Here is a 20,192-nt window from a genome sequence, read left to right as displayed (position 1 = left end):
GGACCCGCGAGGCGTGAGAGGTAGGACCGTGGTCATTCAGAAGAATTGGCAGGAACTCATCAAGCCGAACAAGCTGCAGGTCTCGACGGGCGATGACCCCAAGCGGATCGCGACGGTCGTCGCCGAGCCGCTCGAGCGCGGCTTCGGCACGACCCTGGGCAACGCCCTGCGGCGCGTTCTGCTGTCCTCGCTCCAGGGCGCGGCGGTGACGTCGGTGCAGATCGATGGCGTGCTGCACGAGTTCTCGTCCATCCCCGGCGTCCGCGAGGACGTGACCGACATCGTCCTGAACATCAAGACGATCGCCATCCGCTCGCAGACCGACGCCCCCAAGCGCATGACTCTGCGCAAGACCGGCCCCGGCACGGTGACGGCAGGCGACATCGGCACGGTCGGCGACATCCAGATCCTCAATCCCGAGCTCGTCATCTGCACGCTGGATGACGGCGCCGAGATCCGCATGGAGTTCACGGTTTCGACCGGCAAGGGCTACGTCCCGGCCGAGCGCAACCGCCCCGAGGACGCGCCGATCGGCCTGATCCCGGTGGACTCCCTGTTCTCCCCGGTGACGAAGGTCAGCTACCGCGTCGAGACGACCCGCGAGGGCCAGGATCTCGACAAAGACAAGCTGACCATGACTGTCGAGACCAACGGCGCCGTGAGCCCCGAGGATGCGCTGGCCTATGCCGCCCGCATCATCCAGGACCAGCTCCAGGTGTTCGTGAACTTCGAGGATCCGCGCAAGGAAGAGGCCGCGCCGCTCACGCCGCAGCTGCCCTTCAACCCGGCGCTGCTCAAGAAGGTGGACGAGCTGGAGCTGTCGGTCCGTTCGGCGAACTGCCTGAAGAACGATAACATCGTTTACATCGGCGACCTCATCCAGAAGTCGGAAGGCGAGATGCTGCGCACCCCGAACTTCGGCCGCAAGTCGCTCAACGAAATTAAGGAAGTGCTGGCCGGCATGGGCCTGCACCTCGGCATGGATGTCCCCGGCTGGCCGCCGGAGAACATCGAGGACCTCGCCAAGCGCTTCGAAGAGCATTACTGAGCGCGGCAACGAATAGCGAAGCGGAAGCGGGCGGGCCGGAAGGCTCCCCGCTTTCTCTGCGCTCAACAGGCGGCCGACCCGTGGCACGGCGGTCGCGAACAACAGGAGAGCCACCATGCGTCACGGTTACCGCGGTCGTCGTTTCAACCGCACCGCCGAGCATCGCCAGGCGATGTTCGCCAACATGTCCGCCGCGCTGATCAAGCACGAGCAGATCGTCACCACCCTGCCGAAGGCGAAGGACCTGCGTCCGGTCGTCGAGAAGCTGGTCACGCTCGCTCGCATCGACAGCGTGCACACCCGCCGCCTCGCCATGTCGAAGCTGCGCGACGCCGACATGGTCAAGAAGCTCTTCTCGGTGCTGGGCCCGCGCTACCAGGGTCGTCCGGGTGGCTACTGCCGCATCATGAAGGCCGGCTTCCGCCAGGGCGACAACGCCCCGCTCGCCGTGATCGAGTTCGTGGATCGCGACGTCGATGCGCGCGGCAAGGATTCCGGCCCGTCGCAGATTGCCGACGCCGCCTGAGGCATTCGCCATTCCCTAAAAAAAGGCCGCCCCGGTTCACCCGGGGCGGCCTTTTTCGTTGGGGTGGTGAGGCGGCGCCTCAATCCGCCATTGTCTTCTTCACGGTCTCGACGAGCTGCTTCAGGCTGAAGGGCTTGGGCAGGAAGTTGAAGGCTTCGCCCTCCGGTAGGTTCTTGCGGAAGGCATCCTCGGCATAGCCCGAGACGAAGATCACCTTCAGGTGCGGCTGGTGCTTGCGCACCTCGCGCAGGAGGGACGGGCCGTCCATTTCCGGCATCACCACGTCGGAGACCACGAGGTCGATGGGCTGCTCGCCGTCGCGGACGATGGCGAGCGCCTCCAGGCCGGAGGCCGCTTCCAACACCGTGTAGCCCCGCGCCGAGAGCGCGCGGCTGTTCACGGCCCGCACCGGATCCTCGTCCTCCACGAGGAGGATCACGCCCTGGCCGGTATGGTCCGTCGCTGGGCGGCGGGGCGCCGGGGGCGGCTCGGCGGCCTTGGTGCCGGCATCCTGCGACCGGCCGTCGGCCAGAGCCGACGTTTCCGCCGGGGCGACCTCGGGGACGGGGATGTGGCGGGGCAGGTAGATCTTGAACGCCGTGCCCCGGCCCACCGTCGATTGCACGTCGATGGTGCCGCCGGACTGCTTGACGATGCCGAACACCGTCGAGAGGCCTAGGCCCGTGCCCTTGCCGATCTCCTTCGTGGTGAAGAACGGCTCGAAGATCTTCTCCATCAGCTCGGCCGGGATGCCCTGGCCGGTGTCGCAGACCTCGATGAGGACGTGATCCCCGGCGGGCGGGCCGCCGCGCCCATCGGTCGCCGCCTGCGGGCCGGGATCGATTACGTTCTCCGTGCGGATCGTCAGCTTGCCGCCGTCCGGCATCGCGTCGCGGGCGTTCACCGCGAGGTTCACGATCACCTGCTCGAACTGGTTCACGTCGGCCTTCACCGGCCAGACGTCGCGCCCGTGCTTCAGTTCGAGGGTGACGCGCTCGCCGAGGAGGCGTTTCAGCAGCAGGGTGAGTTCGGACAGGCTCTCGCCGACATTCATCACCTCCGGCCGCAGGGTCTGCCGCCGCGAGAACGCCAGGAGCTGGCGGACGAGGCCCGCCGCCCGGTTGGCGTTCTGCTTGATCTGCATGATGTCCTGGAAGGCCGGATCGTTCGGCCGGTGGCTCGCCAGGAGCAGATCGGAATAGCCGATGATCGCCTGCAGCACGTTGTTGAAGTCGTGGGCGATGCCGCCGGCCAGCTGGCCGACCGCGTTCATCTTCTGCGCCTGCGCGACCTGCTGCTCCAGCTGGCGCTGGGCCGTCGTGTCGAGGGCGTAGAGGATCACCCGCTCTGCTTCGTCCGCCTGCTCGCCCTCGTTGCCGCCATCGGCCGGGCTCAGCCAGAGCCGCGCCGAACGTCCGCCCGGCCCCTGCAACAACACCTCGATGGGCTCGGCCTCGGTGATGCCGCTGGCCGCGCGGTTGAGGCCGGCTTCCAAAGCCGTGCGGTCGACGACCGAATCGTTGAGGTTCGGCTCGGCGCGGGTGCCGCCCTCACCGTCCAGTTCCGCCTCGTCGGAGGTGAGCGGCGCGGTGCCGAACAGCCGCGTGAACGAGGCGTTGGCGCGGGCGATCCGGCCGTTGCGGTCGAGGGTCGCGATGGCGATGGGCGAGTTGTTGAGGAAGCGGGCGAGGCGCACCTCGGCGGCGCGCTGCGGCTCGTCCGCGTCCGCGCCGGCCGAGCGGTTGATGACGAAGGTGCGCGAGGCGCCGGGCTTCCCGTCCTTGCCGAAGGCAACCCGGTGGTAGAGGCGCACGGGCACCGTGTGGCCGTTGCGGCGGCGCAGATCGAGGTCGAACCGGTCGGTACGGACCTCGCCGGGCAGGCCGGCGGTGCGAATCAGGACGTCGGCGCTGGGGGCGATCTCGGTGAGGTGCAGCCCGCCCGAGCCGACGCTGGCGAGGTCGTAGCCGAGCCACGCGGCGAGCGTGGCGTTCATGTAGACGATGGTGCCCGTGGGGCTGATCGACAGGAAGCCCGCCGGGGCGTGGTCGAGATAGTCGATGGCGTGCTGCAGTTCCTGGAAGACGTTCTCCTGCCGCTCGCGCTCCGCCGTCACGTCGGCGACGGTCCAGAGGGAGGCGGCCCGGCGCGGGCGCGGCAGGGGCCGCACCGACACCCGGTACCAGCCGAAATCGCGCTCGCCGGTCAGGCCCGCCACCTGCCCGAGGGGCGGCGCCATGCGCATCTCCTCGGTGTGCGGGCGTCCATCGCGCGCGGCCTGGGAGAGGCGGTAGACCGCCTCCGACACCTCCGGCGAGCCGACGAAGATCCGCTCCACCGGGGCGAGATTCGTGAAGCTGTCGCCCCCGGCAAGGCGTAGATACGAGGCGTTGGCGTAGATGAGCCGGCCGCCATCCTCCACCACGAGGGCGCCGTCGGGCCCGCCATCCACGATGGCGCGGGTGATATCGTCCCGGGCGTTGCTGCCGGAGAGCTGGATCGCGCCGATGGCGAGGGCGAAGAGGAAGAACACGCCGGCCATGGCGAGCAGCGCCAGGAGCCACACGATGAGCGCCTGCGCCTGTTCGTTGGCGACGAACGACAGGCCGATCGCCGCGCCGACCAGGAGCCCCGCGAGCATCAGGAGCAGGCCGACGCGGCCGGGCTGCTCCGAACGGTCGATGGACCCGTTCACCGGCGGCTGAACCGCCAGGATCTCGGACGCGCTCTCCGGCCTCGCCGGGTCTGCCTTCAAAGTCGGGGCCGGGGATCCGGTCACGTCGGCCATCGGGGTCTTTCCAGAAACGGGCTCCGGTTTGGCCCGCGGCCCGCCCCACGGCAAGGGGCGTCGGACCACGGACGGCACCAAGCCCATCAAGAGCTTCGCGCAAAATGGTGGAGGAAGGGTAGCCCCGCCCTCACGCGGCCCGGCGGCGCAGGCGCATCACGAAGCCGATCACCTCCGCCACCGCCTTGTAATGCTCGGCCGGAATCTCCCCGTCGATCTCCACGGTGGCGTGCAGGGCGCGGGCGAGCGGCGGGTTCTCCACGATGGCGACGTCATGCGCCTTCGCGACCTCGCGGATGCGCAGCGCCAGGGCATCGACGCCCTTCGCGACGCAGATCGGGGCCGGCATCCCCGCCTCGTAGCGCAGGGCCACGGCGTAGTGGGTTGGGTTGGTGACGATGACGGTGGCCCCCGGCACGGCGGCCATCATCCGCTTCTTGGAGCGGGCCATGCGCAATTGCCGGAGCTTGCCCTTCACCTCGGGGTTGCCCTCCGATTCCTTCATCTCCTGCTTGATCTCTTCCTTCGACATCCGCAGCCGGCCGCGCCAGCGGAGACGCGCATAGAGGTAATCCGCCCCCGCGATGGTGACGTGGACGGCGAGCATCCCCGCGAGGAGCTTGAGGCTGAGGGTCAGGATCGCGGGCAGGCAGGCGCCGGGATCGAGCCGGGCGAAGACCTCCAGCCGGTCGCGGTCCCGCCACAGGATGGAGCCGCCGACGACGCCGACGGCGATCATCTTCGCCAAGCCCTTGCCGAACTGGAACAGGGCTTCGACGCCGACGATGCGCTTGAACCCCGCCATGGGCGAGACGCGCTCGAACTTCGGCATCAGCGCCTCGGCGTTGAACACCGGCGGGTGCTGCAGATAGCCGGCCGCGACGCCCGCCACGAGGGCGACGCCCACCGGCACCGCCACGGCTTCGAGCCAGATCCACAGACCGCTGCGGGCGGCCCGCGCCATGGCCCAGGGGCTGTCCGGCACTTGGTGGGCGTTGGCGAGGAAGCCGGTGAGGCTGTGCATCAGGCCGCTGGCGATGCCCGGCGCGGCCACGAGGAGGGCGAGGGTGAAGGCGCCGAGGATCGCGAGGGTGTTCACCTCGATGCTCTTGGCGACGTCGCCGCGCTCGATCGCCTGATCGATCCGCCGCTGGGTCGGCTCTTCGGTCTTGTCTTCCTGCTCCGCGCCCTCGGCCATGGGTCAGCGTCTCCGACCGCGGGGGGTCAGCGCCCGACGAACTCGTTGAGATACCGACCCATGTCGTCGAGGAAGACGCCCATCATCACGCCGAGCGACCCGGCGAGGATCAGCATGCCGATCAGCACCGAGGCCGGGACCGCCAGGAAGAACACCTGCAATTGCGGCATCAGCCGCGAGAGCACCCCGAGCCCGAGGTTGAACAGGATGCCGAAGGCGATGAACGGGCCGGAGATCTGCACGGCCAGGGTGAAGCCCCGCGCCACCGCCTTGAGGGCCAGCATCAGCGCGTCGCCGAAGGCCGGCACCCCGTCCGGCGGCAGCACCTGATAGCTCCGCGCGATGGCCGCGATGGCCAGATGGTGCAGGTCGGCGGCGAAGATCAGCGTGATGCCGAGCAGCGACAGGAAGTTGCCCACCGCCGCCGATTGCCCGCCCACGGTCGGGTCCACGGTCATGGCGTAGGACAGGCCGAGCTGCTGCGAGATGATGAGGCCCGCCGTCTGCAGCGCGGCGAGCACCATCCGCACCGTCAGCCCGATGACGAGGCCGATGATCGTCTCCCCGAACAGGAGCGCGATCAGCCGGGGCCCGGCGATCCCCTCCGTGCCGCCGAGCAGCGGGCGCGCCATGGGATAGAGCACCAGCGTGACCATCAGCGCGAAGGCGAGGCGCAGGCGCGGCGAGACGGTCTGCTCGCCGACGCCCGGCATGAGCATGATCAGCGTGCCGACCCGCGCGAACACGAGGAGGAAGGCCGAGGCCACGCCCGGCAGGAGGAGGTTCATGCGCCTCCCTATAGCGCATGACGGGCGCCATCACCCGCCCGCCGCGATCCGGGCGGCGATGCGGGTCATGTAGCCGGCCATGGCATCGCCCATGAACGGGAGCATCAACAGGAGGGTCGCGAAGACCGCGACGATCTTGGGCACGTAGATCAGCGTCTGCTCCTGGATCTGCGTCAGCGCCTGCACCAGCGAGACGACGAGACCCACGAACAGGGCGACGAGCATCAGCGGGCCGGCGACCTTCAGGAAGACGAAGATGCCGTCGCGGGCGACGTCGAGGATGGCGAGGCCGGTCATCGTGGGGTTCCGCGCGGCGTCAGATCTGCATCCGCATGATTTCCTCGTAGGCGGAGATCATGCGGTCGCGGACGGCGACCATGGTTTGCAGGGCCGTCTCGCTCTCGGCGACGGCGGTGACGACATCGACCACGTTGGCCTTGCCGGAGGCGGCGGTGATCGCCTGGGCATCCGCCCGGCGGCCGGCATCGCCGACCCCGTCGATGGCTTGGCCGAGGAGGCCGGCGAAACCCTCGCCGGGGGATTGGGTCTGCTGGACGCGGGGGGTGGGCCGCCCGGAGGCAAGGCCCTGGACGGCGGCGTAGGCGCCCGCCGCGAAGTTGCTCGAAGCCATGGCGCTGCCCCTACTTTAGGATCGCGAGGGTCTGCGCAATCATCTTGCGCGTCGTCGTGACCATGTTGAGGTTCGCCTCGTAGCTGCGCTGGGCCTCGCGCATGTCCATGTTCTCGATCAGCGGGTTCACGTTCGGCATCGCCACGTCGCCCTTCGCGTCGGCGACCGGGTTGCCGGGGTCGTGCTTCGTGCGGAAGGCGCTCGAGTCGCGCCGCACGCGCCCCGTCTCCACGACGTTGGCGCCGGTCTCGCGGTCGAGATGGCTGGTGAAGGTCGGGATCTTGCGGCGATAGGGCTCGGCGCCCTTGCTCGCCGGCGCGGAATCGGCGTTCGCGATGTTCTCCGCGATGATCCGCATCCGGCCGGACTGCGCCTTTAGGCCGGATGTCGATGCCGTCAGGGATTTTGAGAATTCCACCGCCCGCCCCTCTCTCTAGGAGTTCCGCACGTTCAAAAGGCCGGGTGAGATCAGCTCTTGCCGATGGCGATCTTCAGGGTCGTGAGGCTGTGCTGGTAGAGCGAGGCGGCGAGCTGATAATCGGTCTGGATGTCGCCGGCCTTCATCATCTCGTCCTCGAGATTGACGCCGTTGCCGCTCGGCCGAACCTCGAAATCCTTGACCTTGCGCGGATCGCCCGCTGCGTCGGATTGTCCGATGGGCGCCTGATGGCCCGCCGCCGTGAGGGTGAGGCCAGGCGAACTGCGCTGCGCCTGGCCGGTCCCCTTGTCGAACCGCAGTTCGGCGAGATCCTGGGGCTTGAAGCCCGGGGTGTCGGCGTTGGCAACGTTCTGGGCGATGACGGTCTGGCGCGCCTGGTTCCACTGCATCCGGGTGCGCAGCATCGCCAGCATGGGCAGGTCAGAAATGGCCATGGCCCCCTCGCGTCGCACCCGGCAGGTCCGGGCTCGGCAAAAACTGCCGTGTCCATGGTTAACGCGCCGTTAAAGACCTTGCCGTCGCCCCCTGCACGCGCGAATGCCGGATCAACCCGACCCGAACAGGTACGTTCAGGCGCGCAGCCCCCGACGAGCTGTTAACGAAGCCTTAATTCGGCCTGCCCGTTTGGTGCGGCCTCGTGTTATGACGCGGAGCCTGCCGCGGAACTCGCCACGGCAGGAATGTGCGAGTGCGTAACCTTGTCATGGCTACGATCCGTGTTCGGCTCTGACGGCTCCCCGATCATCCAGTACCTCGTCATCTTCGCGATCATCTTCTCGGCACTGGCCGCGATCGTGTTCGTGGTCCGCCGTCTAACCGGGACCGGCGGCGCGCTTCAGGGGCGCAGCGGTCGCTCGCGCCAGCCGCGCCTCGGCATCGTCGACGTCTACGAGCTGGACCGCGCCCGGCAGTTGATCCTGCTGCGGCGGGACAATGTGGAGCACCTGCTCCTCGTCGGCGGCCCGAACGACGTGGTGATCGAGCGCAACATCCAGCGCGGCCAGCGGCCCCTGCCCGAGGCGACGCTCCGCGCCGAGCCCGCCGCCGAGCCCCTGCCCGATCCGCTGGCGGAAGCCGGCCGCCTGCCCGAGCCGCCCCGCGCCATCGCCGAGGCCGGACGCCCCATCCTTGAGACCCCGCCGCGCCGCGCCGAACCCGCCTTCGAGATGCCGGTGGTGGTGCCTCCCCCGGTGCCGGGCTCCAGCGCCCCCCCGCCCGTGCGCCTGCCCCTCGACGCTGCCCTGATCGATGGCGACGAGCCGGGCCGGGACATCCCGGTTCCGCCGCCGAGCCCGGCGCCGCCGCCCGCGCCGGTCATGCCGACCCCGCCGGCCTCGGTGCGGGAGGCGCTGATGCGCCCCCGTCCGCCGCGCGGCGCCACGCCGCCCCTCGACCGGAAGCCCGAGGTCGAACGCCAAGCCGAGCGCCAAGCCGAGCGCCCGGCCGAGCCGATCCGCCTGCCGGAGGCCGGCTTCGCCATGCCGCCGCTGACATCCCCTCCGGTGACGCCCCCTCCCCTGACGCCGCCCCCGATGACGCCGCCAGTGACGCCTCTGGTGACGCCCCCGGCGGTCGATCCGCGCCCGGTGGACCCCGCCGTCCTGTCGGACATGGCCCGCCAGCTTCAGGCCGCCATCGCGCGCCCGAGTTCGGCGGTCGTGCCACCGCCCACCTTGTCGTCCGCCCCCACGCCGCCGGCTCCGGTCGTCCCGCCGCCGCCCCCGCCGGCCCCGCCGCAGGTCGATCCGATCGCCGCCGCGATGGCCGCCCTGGTGCCCCCGCCCCTCGATCCGGTGGCCTCGGGGATGTCGGACAAGGATGAGGCCGAGCCGGCCGCCCGGCCGACCCGTGCGGAGAAGAAGGCCGCCGCCCAGCGCCCGGAGCCGGCCGCGACGAAGCCCGAGCCGAAATCCCCCGGCAACCCGTTCTCCGTCGAGGAAATCGAGGCGGAATTCGCCCGGTTGCTTGGCCGACCCCTCGACAAGCGTGGCTAAGGCGGGCGTTTGAACGCCTCGCCTGTGCGAGTCGGGCTGCACGGCCTTGCCTTCGCTCCGGCGCTTCGCCAAGCTGAACGACCGTTTTCCAGGGGCCGCCGCGGTCCCGAATTGTCAGAGTTTGTGCGATGAGAGTCATCGTCGAGCGCGCGGCCCTTCTCAGGTCGCTCGGCCACGTCCACCGGGTGGTGGAGCGGCGCAACACCATCCCGATCCTGTCGAACGTGCTCCTGCGCGGCGAGGGATCGACACTCCAGCTGAAGGCGACCGACCTCGACATCGAGGTGACGGAGGGCATCGCCGCCGACGTGTCGGATCCCGGCGCCACCACCGTGCCGGCGCACGTCCTCTACGACATCGTGCGCAAGCTCCCCGAAGGCGCGCAGGTCTCCCTGGAAACCGGCGGCGAAGGGGGGCAGATGTCGATCCGCTCCGGCCGCTCGCGCTTCGCCCTGGGCGCCCTGCCGGAAGGCGACTTCCCCGATCTCGCCACGGGCGAGATGCCGCATGGGTTCGAGATCGGCGCCGCCGACCTCAAGCGCCTCATCGACAAGACGCAATTCGCGATCTCCACCGAGGAGACGCGCTACTACCTGAACGGCATATTCCTGCACGTGCTGGAATCGGATGGCGCGCCGGTCCTGCGCGCGGTGGCGACGGACGGGCACCGCCTCGCCCGCGTCGAGATCCCCGCCCCTGCGGGCAGCGTCGGGATGCCGGGGGTGATCGTGCCGCGCAAGGCGGTGGCCGAGATCCAGAAGCTCCTCGACGACGGCGGCGAGACGGTCGGCATCGACCTGTCGCCCGCCAAGATCCGCCTGCGCTTCGCGGACGGGCTGACTCTGATCTCGAAGCTGATCGACGGCACCTTCCCCGATTATCAGCGGGTCATCCCGGCCAACAACGACAAGCGCTTGACCGTGGAGCGCGACACCTTCGCCAAGGCGGTGGACCGCGTCTCGACCATCTCGTCGGAGCGGGGCCGGGCGGTGAAGCTCGGATTGACGGACGGGCGCCTCGCCCTCTCCGTGAACAACCCCGATGCGGGCAGCGCCACCGAGGAGCTGGACGTCGACTACGCGGCGTCCGCCCTCGACATCGGTTTCAACGCCCGCTACCTGCTCGACATCACGGCGCAACTGGAAGGCGACACCGCCCTGTTCAAGCTGGCCGATCCCGGCTCGCCGACCCTGATCCAGGACCGCGAGGGCGCCTCGGCCCTCTACGTGCTGATGCCGATGCGGGTGTGAGGCTGCGGGCGGGGTGCCCGCAGCCCGCCTTGCTTACTCGCAGACCTGCACGCGCTTGAAGGTGAAGTTCTCGTCGTCGAGCCACACCTTGCGGCGCTCGTAATGGCAGATCGGGCCGCGACGCTCGCGGACGATGACGGTCTCGGGCTCGTCTTCCACCAGCACCCGGCGCGGGCGGTACTCCGGCGGGGGCGGCGGCGGCGGGTTGTTGGCGCCGTTCACGATGGCGCTGCCAACCATGCCGCCGACGACGCCGGCCGCGAGGCCGCCGATGATCGCGCCGTTCTGCCCGTCGCGGGCGGTGGCGGGCATGGCGGTGACGGTGAGAAGACCGGCCAGCGCGAGGGCGCTGGCGCGGATCGTGGACAAAGACGGGTGAACGGACACGCGAGAACTCTCCTGCTCGTGTTGAGCGGATGAGAGCGCGAGAGCCTTAATTTTGTCGGAAGGCCACCGAGCTAGAGCAGCCCTTCGAGGGAGCAGAGCACGGCCACCGGGGCGAAGTCCGGATACTCGTCGGGCAGGCCCTTCCGGTTGATCCAGACCGGGCGGAAGCCGTAGGCGGCGGCCCCCGCGATGTCCCACCGGTTCGAGGAGCAAAACAGCACCTCCTCGCGGCTCACGCCGAATTCATCGAGGGCGATCCGGTAGGCGTCCGGGTGCGTCTTGAACATCCGCACCGCATCCACCGTCAGCACTGCGTCGAGATGCCCCGCCAGCCCGGCCGAGGCCACGGCCCGGTCGATCATCGGCTTGTCGCCGTTGGTGAGGATCGCCGTCCGCAGGCCCCGCTCCCGGAGCGCCGCGAGCACGCCCGGCACCTCCTCGTAGGCATCGAGATCGCGATAGGCGTCGAGGAGCCGCTCGCGCAGCCCCCGGTCCACCTCCGGGTGCTTGGCCAGGGCGAAATCGAGGGCGCGTTCGGTCAGCGTCCAGAAGGGCTCGTACCGGCCCATCAGCCCGTGGATCCAGCTGTATTCCAGCTGCTTGGTGCGCCACGTCTCGGAGAGGGACGTCGCCTGGGGCCCGATGGCGGCGGCGTGGCGCTGCACCGCTGCGTTCACGTCGAACAGCGTGCCGTAGGCGTCGAAGACCGCGGCGCGGATCCCGTCCAGAAGGTTCAAGTCGGACATGCGGTCTCCTCGCATTCTCCGCCAACAACTCGGCCGGCGGTGCTCCGTTCACGCCCGGCGCAGGCGAAGCCCGAACAGGTGCAGCGAGCCGAGGAGCAGCCCGCCATAGACCAACGCCCCCGCGAGGCCGAGGAGGACGAGCACCGCGATCTCACGCCCATGGGACAGGGTCGGCACCAGCGCCTCGGCGACGGGACGTCCGAACAGGGACACGCCCGTCAGGGCGATGCAGGCGACCACCACCCCCGCGAGGGTCAGGCCGAGTGTCCGCCCCGGCGCCGTCCATCCCCTCCGCAGGGCGAGGGCGACGAGGATCGCAAGGTTGACCCATTGGCTCACCGCCGTCGCCATGGCGAGGCCGGTGACGCCGTAGGGGCCGGTGAGCCACAGCTTCAGCACCACGTTCACGGCAATGGCGGTGAGCGAGGCCCAGAGCGGCGTCTTGGTGTCCTGGCGGGCATAGAAGCTCGCCACGGCGCTGCGCACCAGCACCACCGCCGGCAGCGCCAGCCCGTAGGCCGCGAGCACCGACGCGGCGCGGGCGGCGTCCTCGCCGCTGAACTCGCCCCGTTGGAACAGGGCGGCCATGATCAAGCCGGGGATCGTCAGGAAGGCGACGGTGAACGGCGCCGACAGGGCCAGGGAGAACCCCGCAGCCCGGTTCTGCGCCCCATGGGCGCCGGCCACGTCGCCGGCCGCGATGCGGCGGCTCATCTCCGGCAGCAGCACCGTGCCCGCCGCGATGGCGATGACACCGAAGGGCAGTTGGTAGAGCCGGTCGGCGTAATAGAGCGCCGAGACCGCGCCGGTCGGCAGCCAACTGGCGATGATCGTGTCGGCGAAGGCCGCGATCTGGAACCCGGCCGAGCCGATCACCGCCGGCCCGAGCACCGCAAAGAACCGCCTCAGCGCCGGATCGAGGCGGGGCACCGCGAGGTCCGGCATCACCCCCGCGCGGCGGCAGCCCCACCAGAGCAGGCCGAACTGGAGCAGGCCCGAGACCGCGACGCCCCAGGCGGCGGCATAGGCGGCATTGGGGAACAGGGCCGTGAGGCTCAGGGCCGCCAGCATGGCGAGGTTGAGCAGGACCGGCGCGCCCGCCGCCACGGCGAAGCGGCGATGGGCGTTGAGGATGCCCGACAGCAGCGTCACCAGGGTCATGAACAGCAGGTAGGGGAAGGTGATCCGCGTCAGCGCCACCGCGAGCTGGAAGCGTTCGCCGCCCTCCTCGAACCCCGGCGCCAGGGCGTGGACCACCCATGGCATCAGCGGCAGGGCGAGGTTGAGCAGCACGAGCTGCACGATCAGCATCAGCGTGAAGACGCGATCCGCGAAGCGCCGCGCGGCACCGGTCGCCGCCGCCTCCTCCAGGGAGGCGTAGGAGGGCACGAAGGCGGTGTTGAACGCCCCCTCGCCGAAGATGGCCCGGAAATGGTTGGGAAGCCGGAAGGCGACGACGAAGGCGTCGGCGAGGGGCCCGGCGCCCATCACGGCGGCCATCACCACGTCGCGGGCGAAGCCGGTCACGCGCGAGACGAGCGTCCACCCGCCGACGGAGAGGATGGAGCGGATCATGATCGGGTTTCGGTTTTCATCTCAAGGGCCCGGGCGCCACAGCCGCGCGGCGCGGCGCCCGGTGGGATACGCTCAGGCGGTGGCCTCGGCGTACATCTTCTCGACGTGCTCCCAGTTCACGAGGTTCTCGATGAACGCCTTGAGGTAGTCGGGGCGGCGGTTGCGGTAGTCGATGTAGTAGGAATGCTCCCACACATCGACGCCGAGGATCGGCTTGGCGCCGTGGACCAGGGGGTTCTCGCCGTTCGGGGTCTTCATGAGGGCAAGCTTGCCGTCCTTCACGACGAGCCACGCCCAGCCCGAGCCGAACTGCGTGACGCCGGCCTGGATGAAGTCGGCCTTGAACTTCTCGGCGCCGCCGAGGTCCTCATCGATCTTCTTGGCCAGGGCGCCGGGGATGGCACCGCCACCGTTCGGCTTCATCCAGTTCCAGAAGTGGATGTGGTTGTAGTGCTGGCCGGCGTTGTTGAAGAGCGCCTGATTCGTGTTGTAGGCGGCCTTCACGATCTCCTCGACGCTCTTGCCCGCCAGATCGCTGCCTTCGAGCAGCTTGTTGCCGGTATCCACATAAGCCTTGTGGTGCTTGTCGTGGTGAAACTCCAAGGTCTCCTTCGACATGTACGGCCCGAGGGCGTCGTAGGCGTAGGGCAGTTCCGGCAGGGTGAAAGTCATTGCATGTCTCCGTGCGGCCGAGGGCAACCGCATGCCCCCGGCGGGGGTCCCCGGGTTGACGTCCGGTACGTAAGTCGGGCCTGCGTCATCGGCAACGCCGTAAGGGCCGTGCGAACAGGTTTTGCAAAACCTGTGCAGCGCCTTATCGTGCCGGCGATTTCGGGGCCCTCTCGGCCCGCGTCCAGAGTGTACAATGATCGCTGCGCTGTTCGCGCTCGCCGCCGCCATGCTCATCGCCGGGGTGATCGCCGTCGTCGAGGGCTTCCCCTACGTGCGTCTCGAAAGCGGGATGGCGATGGTCTATGGGGGCGCCGTCGTCGCCTCCTCCGGCATCCTGCTGTTCGGCCTCGCCGTCGTCGCCACCTGGCTGCGCCGCATCGAGAGGGTCCTGCGCGACGGCGCGGTCCGCGCCGAGGCCGCGCCCGTCGGGGTGCCGGACCTGCCGGCTCCCGAGGTCGGCCACGACCTGTCGGCGGCCGTGCCCGTCCCGCCCGTGGTCGGCATGGGTTCGGATCGCACGCGGATCGAGCCCTCCCTCGTCCTGCCGCCGCGCCCCCTGGCCGTCGAGCCGGAACTGCCGATGCCGGGCCTCGCCACGCCGGCGAAACCCCCGGCGGACGTGAAGCCGCCCGAGGCGCCCACCAAGCCGGAGCCGGTCGTCGCGGAGACCGCCGACGATCTGTTCGTACCGGGGCGCCCCGAGCCGGTGGCGCCGGAGCCCGCGCCGGAGCCGGCCCTGCGGTCGAGCCTCGACGCCGCCCCCGAGGCGAAGCCCGAGCGTGCCGTGGTCGGGCGCTACAGCTCCGGCGGCAACACCTACATGATGTTCGATGACGGGGCGATCGAGGCGGACACGCCGAACGGGCGCTTCACCTTCGCCTCCCTCGACGAGCTGAAGGCCTTCGTAGACGGCGGCGGCGAGGTCGGCACGCGGGGCGCCGCCTGACGGCACGGCCCCTGCACCGGAGCGGCGTGACCCACAGCCCCGCCCTCCGTTTCGACCCACGACAGCACGGACTCGCCCCATCCGGGGATTCGGGCCGCGCACCGAACGCGATGCCATGATCGCTCGGCACAGTCTGATCTATGTCGGCTCGCGCGGTGTCGCGGCGGCCCTGAACATGGCCTCCGTGGCGGTGTTCACGCGCCTCGCGCCCACCGAGATCTACGGCAGCTACCTGTACCTGCTCTCCTGGGCGCTCGTGCTCTACGGCGCGACCTGCCAATGGCCGAAATTCGCGTTCTTCGCCCTTTACGACGAGGCCCGCGCCTCGGCGCAGATCGGGACGGTGGTGCGCCTCCTCGGCGGCTCGCTGCTGCTCGCGGGCGCTGCCGCCGGGCTCGCCGCGCTCCTCGGGCTGATCGCTCCTGCGGCGGCGGGGGCGATCCTGATGCTGGCGATGGGCTTCGTCCTGTTCGAGGGCTCCACCGAGATCGCCCGCACCCGCCTCGCGGCGGGCGCCGTGGCCGCCGCCGTGCTGTGCCGGGCGGTGCTGATGCTCACCCTCGGCAGCATCGTGCTCAAGGCGACGGGGGACCCGGTCGACCTCGCCATGGCCATCGCGGCGGCGAACGCGCTGGGCTCACTGCCCGCCCTCGTCACCATCGCGCCGCTGATGCGTGGATCGGGGAGCCGCGACGAGGCCCTGCGCCTCCTCGCCTATGGCTGGCCCCTGGTCCTGTCCTTCGCCACGGCGGCGCTGGCCCAGAGCCTCGACCGGCTGATCATCGCCAAGACCGTCGGCCCTGCCGGTCTCGGCGCCTACGGTGCCATCGCGGATTTCCTGCGCCAGAGCTTCATCGTGTTCGGGGAGGCGCTGGCCCTCTCGCTGATGTCCATCGCCAAGCGTGAGGCGCGGCTCGGCGGCATGGCGGTGGCCTCGGGCGTGCTCTGCGACGCCGCGCGGTCCATGACCGCCATCGCCGCCTTCGGCGCGGTGTTCTTCCTGTGCTTCGACGACCTCGTGGTGACGATCCTGCTCGGACCGGGCTACCGCGAAGAAGCGCGCCGCCTCGCCCCGGTGCTGATCCTGGCGAGCATCCTGATGATGTTCCGCTCGTATTATTTCGGGCAGGTCATCTACTTCACCCGCACCAGCCGGCTCGAGGCGGCCGCCGCCCTCGCCACCCTCGTGACGGTGGCCACGGCCTCGCTGCTGCTGATCCCCAGGCTCGGCGCCATGGGCGCGGCCCTCGCCTTCGCGGGTGGGCAGGCCGCCGCCTGCCTCGTCCTCATCGTCGGCGCGAAGAGGGCCGGCACCGCCATGCCCCTGCCGCTGGCCGACATGGCGGGCATCCTCGCCGCCGCCCTCGCGGCGGGGCTGGCGGTGATCGGCATCGGCCTCCTGCCCGGCGGCACGCAGCCGCCCGGGCAGGTGCTCGGGATGCTCATCCTCGGCGCAGCCTTCGTCGCGGTGGCGTGGCGCCTCGACATGCTCGGTCTGGCGGGGGCGATCCGCCGCCGGCTCGCGGCATGATCGCCCCCGCCCCGATGCCGAAGGCACCCCTGCCGGACACCCGTTCCCCTTTCGTGACGGCGCCCCTGCCCGGCGGGCTCGTCGCCGCGATCCGGCCCCTCGACCCCGCCGCACCTTGGGTGGCCGCCTGGGAGGCGCTGGGTGCCCGCGCCCTCGTCGCCAACCCGTTCTACGAGGCGTCCTACGCCCTGGCCGCCGCGCCGGCCTTCGGCGCCGGGGTACGGATGCTCCTCGTGGCGGACAGGCCGCCGGAGGAACCGGGCGCGCGCCTTCTGGCGGCGTGGCCGCATCGCCGAGTCGCCCGCCGCTGGGGCCTGCCCCTGCCGGTGCTGATGGGTTGGACCCACGGCTACGCGCCCCTCGGCATCCCCCTCCTCGACGGAGAGGATCCTGCCGCCGCCCTGGCCGCGCTCCTCGCGGCGCCGCAGGCCCTCGGCGAGCCGCCGCGCCTGCTCCTGCAGAACGCCCCCGCCGACGGCCCCTTCCGCGTCCTCCTTGACGACGCGGGCGTCCGGCAGGACGCCTATTGGGCGCATGACCGGGGATTGCTGGATGCCGCCGGGCTCGATCCGGCGGCGCGGGGCGCCTATCTCGACCACCTCTCCGGCAACCGCCGTCGCCGGCTGCGCCGCGCCCGCCGTCGCCTTGACGCGGACGGCCCTGTCGCCTTCACGATGCTGGCCGATCCGGCGGGTTTCCCCGCCGCCCTCAACGCGCATATCGCCCTGGAGGCCGCGAGCTGGAAAGGCCGCGCCGGCACCGCCCTCGCCCAACGGCCGGAGGAGGCCGCGCTCCTGCGCGCCGCCGTCGCCGCCCTGGCGGAACGGGGGCGGGTGCGGATCGCGCGGCTCCACCGGGGCGACACGATCCTCGCCTCGATGGTCCTGCCCCTCGCGGGCCGCGACGCCTTCGTCCTGAAGGTCGCCCACGACGACACCGACCCGGCCGTCGCGACAGGCGTCCAACTGGTCCACCGCCTCACCGAGGCGGTGCTGGCGACCTCCGGCATCGACCGGATCGATTCCTGCGCGCCGCCGGATTTCGAACTCGCCACCCTGTTCTGGACGGAGCGCCGGGCCATCGCCCACCGTCTGATCGAATCGGGGCGCGATCCGCTCTTCCCCCTCGCCGCCCGGCTGGAGCGCGGGCGCGAGAGGGTGGCGCGGCTGCGACTCAGGCTTCGGGAACGCCGCGCGAAGGGCTAGGCGCCGTCAGTCGCCTTCCTCGAACCGTGTGCGGTGGAACACTTCCCGGCCCGCGCCGTCGATCACCCGCACGGCCTGGGCGGGCTCGTCCCGCCGCTGGGGCACCCGCGCGCGGGCGAACAAGCGCAGGGCGCGCTCCTGGGCGCTCTCCACATTCGCGACCCGCACGGAGATCCGGGTGACGACCTCCTCGCCATCCGGCCCGATCACTTCGATATGGAAAGTCTCGCGCAACCGGGGGCACCTGATCTATGTGGGGCGCAACCGATCACTCCGGTCGGCCCTGCCGCAATAGGGGAGACGCGTGGATCCACTCAAGGCCGCCGCCGCCACCCTCTTCTGCCTCGCCCTGTTCTGGCTGGTGCTGCGCCTGACGCAGCGCCTGATGGCAATGGCCATCGCCGCCGGCCACGCCGAGGAGCGCCGCCGGATCGAGGCCGAGGCGCTCGCCGCGCAGGCCGATCAGACCGGCGCGAGCGCGGTGCCGTAGGCGTCCGCCATCTCCCCGATCCGCGCGAGCTTGGCCTCGTAGACGGACCAGTCGTCCCGCTCCACGATGGGCGCCCACAACGCCTCGACCTCGTCGATCAGCATCGTACAGGGCTCGCCCGCGAAGTACGGGTGATCGAGGCGTGCGTCCGCCGAGGCTTCCACGCCCTCGAAGGCGGCCCGCACCGGGGCGAAGCCCTCGGCCGCGTAATGGCTGGCGCTCGGGCTCGCGGCGGCACGCTCCGCGCTGGCGAGACCCCCACGCCAATCGAAGAAGAACCGCTCGAACGGCGCCCGGCTGTCGCCGAGGAAGCGCCAGATCGCGGCGACGAGGCGGTCGGTCTCGGCCTGAGGCGCGGGGGCGAGGCCGAGCCGGGCGAACAGGGCCTGCGCGAAGCCCTCCTGCAGGGCGGGGCCGAACCCTTCGAGGGCCTTCTCCAGCCGCGCCTGCGGAGCGAGCGCCAGCAGGCAATCGGCCAGCCGACACAGGTTCCAGAACAGGGCCTCCGGCTGGCGGCCGAAGCTGTAGAGGCCGGATTGGTCGAAATAGGCCGCCGTGAAGTTCGGATCGAATGCCGGCAGGAAGCGCCAGGGGCCGTAATCGAAGCTCTCGCCGGTGACGTTGATGTTGTCAGTGTTGAGGACCCCGTGGACGAAGCCCGCCGCCGCCCATTGCGCGCCCATCCGCGCCACGCGCACCGTCACGTCCTCCAGGAAGGCGGCGGCGCGGTCCTCGACGCTGTCGCGCCAGAGGTCCGGCATGTGGGTGGCGATGGTGTGGTCGAGGAGCTTGCCGACGTTCTCCGGCTGCTCCAGCGCCAGGAAGCGCTGGAACGTGCCGATGCGGATATGCCCGTGCGAGAGCCGCACCAGCACCGAGGAGCGCGTGGGCGAGGGCTCGTCGCCCCGGATCAGGTCCTCGCCTGTCTCGATCAGGCTGAACGACTTCGACGTGGTGACGCCCAGCGCCTCCAGCATGGAGGTCGCCAGCACCTCGCGCACCCCGCCCTTGAGGGTCAGACGCCCGTCGGCGGTGCGCGACCACGGCGTGGTGCCGCTGCCCTTGGTGCCGAGATCGAGGAGCCGCCCGTCCTTCAGATCGTGGAGCTGCGCGAAGAGAAAACCACGACCGTCCCCGAGGTCGGGGTTGTACGAGCGGAACTGATGCCCGTGGTAGCGCAGCGCCAGGGGCTCCTCGAAGCTGCCGGGCAGCGGCGCGAACCGGCCGAAATGGGCGACCCACTCCTCGTCCGTCAGCCCGCCGAGGCCCACCCGCTCGGCCCAGGGCTGGTTGCGATGGCGCAGGACGGTCTTCGGGAAGCGCGCCGCGGCGACGACGTCGAAGAAGTCCGGCCCGAGATCGGCATGGCGGCGGGACGGACGGGGTTGGAGCTGATCCGGCAAGGCGTCTCTCGGGTGGGTGCGGGCTGAAGGGGTCTGTCGGGTCAAGCCCGCTCGGGGCGATCCGTTGCGTCCCCGACCTGCCGGAGGGCTTCGCCGAGGATCATCGCCGCCGCCACGGCGACGTTAAGGGAGCGCATCCCGGCGCGCATCGGCACCAGAACGCGGGCGTCGGCGGCGGCATGGACCGCCTCCGGCACGCCGGCCGATTCGCGCCCGACCATCACGCAATCGCCGGGGCGGAAGGCGAAATCCGTATAGGGCACGGCGCCGCTCGTGGTGGCGAGGACGAGGCGGACCCTCGCCTCCCGGCGCCACGCCTCGAAGGCCGCGAAGGAGCGGTGGCGGGTGATCGCGACATGGTCGAGATAATCCAGGCCGGAGCGGCGCAGGTGCCGGTCGGACACGTCGAACCCCGCCGGCTCCACGATCTCCACCGGCAGGCCGAGGCAGGCCGCCATGCGCATCATCGTGCCGGCATTCTGCGGGATGTCGGGTTGGTAGAGGGTCAGGCGGGGCATCGGGGACGGGCTATCGCCGCTCAGCCGGCAAAGCGCAATGTTTTCAACATCGCGCGT

The 20,192-nt window shown here is 70.6% G+C and carries 22 protein-coding genes; 8 read left to right on the top strand and 14 right to left on the bottom strand.

All coding sequences use genetic code 11. The features are described 5' to 3' along the window. Positions 1-13: 13 nt before the first annotated feature. Positions 14-1,048 carry a DNA-directed RNA polymerase subunit alpha gene (locus MKK52_RS03810; RefSeq protein ID WP_243952413.1) on the top strand — a complete coding sequence of 345 codons (1,035 nt, stop codon included), beginning with the start codon at positions 14-16 and terminating at the stop codon, positions 1,046-1,048. Positions 1,049-1,163: 115 nt separating this feature from the next. Beyond that, the gene (rplQ, locus tag MKK52_RS03805) at positions 1,164-1,574 is read left to right on the top strand and encodes a 50S ribosomal protein L17 (protein ID WP_243952411.1); all 411 of its coding nucleotides are present in this window, start codon (positions 1,164-1,166) and stop codon (positions 1,572-1,574) included. A gap of 79 nt (positions 1,575-1,653) precedes the next feature. Here the strand turns inward: rplQ and cckA are convergent, their stop codons facing one another. The 7 genes from cckA to flgB form a co-directional block, all read right to left on the bottom strand. Continuing rightward, on the bottom strand, positions 1,654-4,362 hold the full coding sequence (gene cckA, locus MKK52_RS03800; protein ID WP_409564615.1) for a cell cycle histidine kinase CckA: 2,709 nt from the start codon (positions 4,360-4,362) through the stop codon (positions 1,654-1,656). A 130-nt stretch (positions 4,363-4,492) separates the two neighbouring features. After that, entirely contained in the window at positions 4,493-5,560 is a 1,068-nt protein-coding gene (flhB, locus tag MKK52_RS03795) for a flagellar biosynthesis protein FlhB (protein ID WP_243952410.1), read from the bottom strand. 26 nt (positions 5,561-5,586) lie between these two features. Then, positions 5,587-6,348, bottom strand: a complete 762-nt coding sequence (fliR, locus tag MKK52_RS03790; RefSeq protein WP_243952409.1) for a flagellar biosynthetic protein FliR — start codon at positions 6,346-6,348, stop codon at positions 5,587-5,589. A 30-nt stretch (positions 6,349-6,378) separates the two neighbouring features. Then, entirely contained in the window at positions 6,379-6,645 is a 267-nt protein-coding gene (gene fliQ / locus MKK52_RS03785; RefSeq protein WP_238248936.1) for a flagellar biosynthesis protein FliQ, read from the bottom strand. A gap of 19 nt (positions 6,646-6,664) precedes the next feature. Beyond that, a complete protein-coding gene (gene fliE, locus MKK52_RS03780; protein WP_243952408.1) occupies positions 6,665-6,979 on the bottom strand; it encodes a flagellar hook-basal body complex protein FliE in 315 nt (104 codons plus the stop codon). 10 nt (positions 6,980-6,989) lie between these two features. Then, positions 6,990-7,397: a flagellar basal body rod protein FlgC gene (flgC, locus tag MKK52_RS03775; RefSeq protein ID WP_243952407.1), complete on the bottom strand. Its 408-nt coding sequence runs from the start codon at positions 7,395-7,397 to the stop codon at positions 6,990-6,992. Positions 7,398-7,447: 50 nt separating this feature from the next. Then, the gene (gene flgB, locus MKK52_RS03770; RefSeq protein WP_243952406.1) at positions 7,448-7,852 is read right to left on the bottom strand and encodes a flagellar basal body rod protein FlgB; all 405 of its coding nucleotides are present in this window, start codon (positions 7,850-7,852) and stop codon (positions 7,448-7,450) included. A 282-nt stretch (positions 7,853-8,134) separates the two neighbouring features. Between flgB and MKK52_RS03765 the strand changes: the two genes are divergently transcribed. Both MKK52_RS03765 and dnaN read left to right on the top strand, forming a co-directional pair. Continuing rightward, the gene (locus MKK52_RS03765; protein ID WP_243952405.1) at positions 8,135-9,412 is read left to right on the top strand and encodes a flagellar biosynthetic protein FliO; all 1,278 of its coding nucleotides are present in this window, start codon (positions 8,135-8,137) and stop codon (positions 9,410-9,412) included. A 128-nt stretch (positions 9,413-9,540) separates the two neighbouring features. Continuing rightward, complete coding sequence (gene dnaN / locus MKK52_RS03760; protein WP_243952404.1) at positions 9,541-10,662, top strand: DNA polymerase III subunit beta; 1,122 nt, start codon at positions 9,541-9,543, stop codon at positions 10,660-10,662. Between the two features lie 33 nt (positions 10,663-10,695). Here the strand turns inward: dnaN and MKK52_RS03755 are convergent, their stop codons facing one another. The 4 genes from MKK52_RS03755 to MKK52_RS03740 form a co-directional block, all read right to left on the bottom strand. After that, on the bottom strand, positions 10,696-11,049 hold the full coding sequence (locus MKK52_RS03755; RefSeq protein ID WP_243952402.1) for a hypothetical protein: 354 nt from the start codon (positions 11,047-11,049) through the stop codon (positions 10,696-10,698). Between the two features lie 71 nt (positions 11,050-11,120). Beyond that, positions 11,121-11,795, bottom strand: a complete 675-nt coding sequence (locus MKK52_RS03750) for a haloacid dehalogenase type II (protein ID WP_243952401.1) — start codon at positions 11,793-11,795, stop codon at positions 11,121-11,123. A 48-nt stretch (positions 11,796-11,843) separates the two neighbouring features. Beyond that, positions 11,844-13,370 (bottom strand): murein biosynthesis integral membrane protein MurJ, encoded by a 1,527-nt coding sequence (gene murJ, locus MKK52_RS03745; protein WP_243952400.1) that lies wholly within the window; start codon positions 13,368-13,370, stop codon positions 11,844-11,846. Positions 13,371-13,442: 72 nt separating this feature from the next. Then, on the bottom strand, positions 13,443-14,042 hold the full coding sequence (locus tag MKK52_RS03740; protein ID WP_243952399.1) for a superoxide dismutase: 600 nt from the start codon (positions 14,040-14,042) through the stop codon (positions 13,443-13,445). 193 nt (positions 14,043-14,235) lie between these two features. Between MKK52_RS03740 and MKK52_RS03735 the strand changes: the two genes are divergently transcribed. The 3 genes from MKK52_RS03735 (at position 14,236) to MKK52_RS03725 (ending at position 17,724) form a co-directional block, all read left to right on the top strand. Then, entirely contained in the window at positions 14,236-14,988 is a 753-nt protein-coding gene (locus tag MKK52_RS03735; protein WP_243952398.1) for a hypothetical protein, read from the top strand. 115 nt (positions 14,989-15,103) lie between these two features. Next, positions 15,104-16,519, top strand: coding sequence for a lipopolysaccharide biosynthesis protein (locus tag MKK52_RS03730; RefSeq protein ID WP_243952397.1), 1,416 nt, complete (start codon positions 15,104-15,106; stop codon positions 16,517-16,519). Continuing rightward, entirely contained in the window at positions 16,516-17,724 is a 1,209-nt protein-coding gene (locus MKK52_RS03725) for a GNAT family N-acetyltransferase (RefSeq protein WP_243952396.1), read from the top strand. Before MKK52_RS03730 ends, MKK52_RS03725 begins: the two co-directional genes overlap by 4 nt. 6 nt (positions 17,725-17,730) lie before the next feature. Here MKK52_RS03725 and MKK52_RS03720 read toward each other — a convergent pair whose 3' ends face one another. Continuing rightward, positions 17,731-17,958 (bottom strand): hypothetical protein, encoded by a 228-nt coding sequence (locus MKK52_RS03720; RefSeq protein WP_243952395.1) that lies wholly within the window; start codon positions 17,956-17,958, stop codon positions 17,731-17,733. A 70-nt stretch (positions 17,959-18,028) separates the two neighbouring features. Here MKK52_RS03720 and MKK52_RS03715 point away from each other — a divergent pair, with 70 nt between their 5' ends. After that, positions 18,029-18,214 carry a hypothetical protein gene (locus MKK52_RS03715; protein WP_243952393.1) on the top strand — a complete coding sequence of 62 codons (186 nt, stop codon included), beginning with the start codon at positions 18,029-18,031 and terminating at the stop codon, positions 18,212-18,214. Here MKK52_RS03715 and MKK52_RS03710 read toward each other — a convergent pair. Both MKK52_RS03710 and MKK52_RS03705 read right to left on the bottom strand, forming a co-directional pair. Continuing rightward, complete coding sequence (locus MKK52_RS03710) at positions 18,187-19,617, bottom strand: protein adenylyltransferase SelO (RefSeq protein ID WP_243952392.1); 1,431 nt, start codon at positions 19,615-19,617, stop codon at positions 18,187-18,189. The genes MKK52_RS03715 and MKK52_RS03710 overlap by 28 nt on opposite strands. 41 nt (positions 19,618-19,658) lie before the next feature. Next, positions 19,659-20,135, bottom strand: a complete 477-nt coding sequence (locus MKK52_RS03705; protein WP_243952391.1) for a tRNA (cytidine(34)-2'-O)-methyltransferase — start codon at positions 20,133-20,135, stop codon at positions 19,659-19,661. Positions 20,136-20,192: the final 57 nt, after the last annotated feature.

Source organism: Methylobacterium sp. J-067 (assembly GCF_022829465.1).
In the GTDB taxonomy this organism is placed as follows: Bacteria; Pseudomonadota; Alphaproteobacteria; order Rhizobiales; family Beijerinckiaceae; genus Methylobacterium; species Methylobacterium litchii.
Note: the sequence above shows the minus strand (reverse complement) of the source record. Positions and strands in the feature narration are given on the sequence as shown.

Bases quoted from the DNA above. Each gene is read 5' to 3' on its own strand.
- flhB (WP_243952410.1), bottom strand. From the start codon at position 5,560: ATGGCCGAGGGCGCGGAGCAGGAAGACAAGACCGAAGAGCCGACCCAG.
- MKK52_RS03730 (WP_243952397.1), top strand. From the start codon at position 15,104: ATGATCGCTCGGCACAGTCTGATCTATGTCGGCTCGCGCGGTGTCGCG.
- fliE (WP_243952408.1), bottom strand. From the start codon at position 6,979: ATGGCTTCGAGCAACTTCGCGGCGGGCGCCTACGCCGCCGTCCAGGGC.
- fliQ (WP_238248936.1), bottom strand. From the start codon at position 6,645: ATGACCGGCCTCGCCATCCTCGACGTCGCCCGCGACGGCATCTTCGTC.
- flgB (WP_243952406.1), bottom strand. From the start codon at position 7,852: ATGGCCATTTCTGACCTGCCCATGCTGGCGATGCTGCGCACCCGGATG.
- rplQ (WP_243952411.1), top strand. From the start codon at position 1,164: ATGCGTCACGGTTACCGCGGTCGTCGTTTCAACCGCACCGCCGAGCAT.
- MKK52_RS03725 (WP_243952396.1), top strand. From the start codon at position 16,516: ATGATCGCCCCCGCCCCGATGCCGAAGGCACCCCTGCCGGACACCCGT.
- MKK52_RS03750 (WP_243952401.1), bottom strand. From the start codon at position 11,795: ATGTCCGACTTGAACCTTCTGGACGGGATCCGCGCCGCGGTCTTCGAC.
- fliR (WP_243952409.1), bottom strand. From the start codon at position 6,348: ATGAACCTCCTCCTGCCGGGCGTGGCCTCGGCCTTCCTCCTCGTGTTC.
- MKK52_RS03735 (WP_243952398.1), top strand. From the start codon at position 14,236: ATGATCGCTGCGCTGTTCGCGCTCGCCGCCGCCATGCTCATCGCCGGG.
- cckA (WP_409564615.1), bottom strand. From the start codon at position 4,362: ATGGCCGACGTGACCGGATCCCCGGCCCCGACTTTGAAGGCAGACCCG.
- murJ (WP_243952400.1), bottom strand. From the start codon at position 13,370: ATGATCCGCTCCATCCTCTCCGTCGGCGGGTGGACGCTCGTCTCGCGC.
- dnaN (WP_243952404.1), top strand. From the start codon at position 9,541: ATGAGAGTCATCGTCGAGCGCGCGGCCCTTCTCAGGTCGCTCGGCCAC.
- MKK52_RS03740 (WP_243952399.1), bottom strand. From the start codon at position 14,042: ATGACTTTCACCCTGCCGGAACTGCCCTACGCCTACGACGCCCTCGGG.
- MKK52_RS03705 (WP_243952391.1), bottom strand. From the start codon at position 20,135: ATGCCCCGCCTGACCCTCTACCAACCCGACATCCCGCAGAATGCCGGC.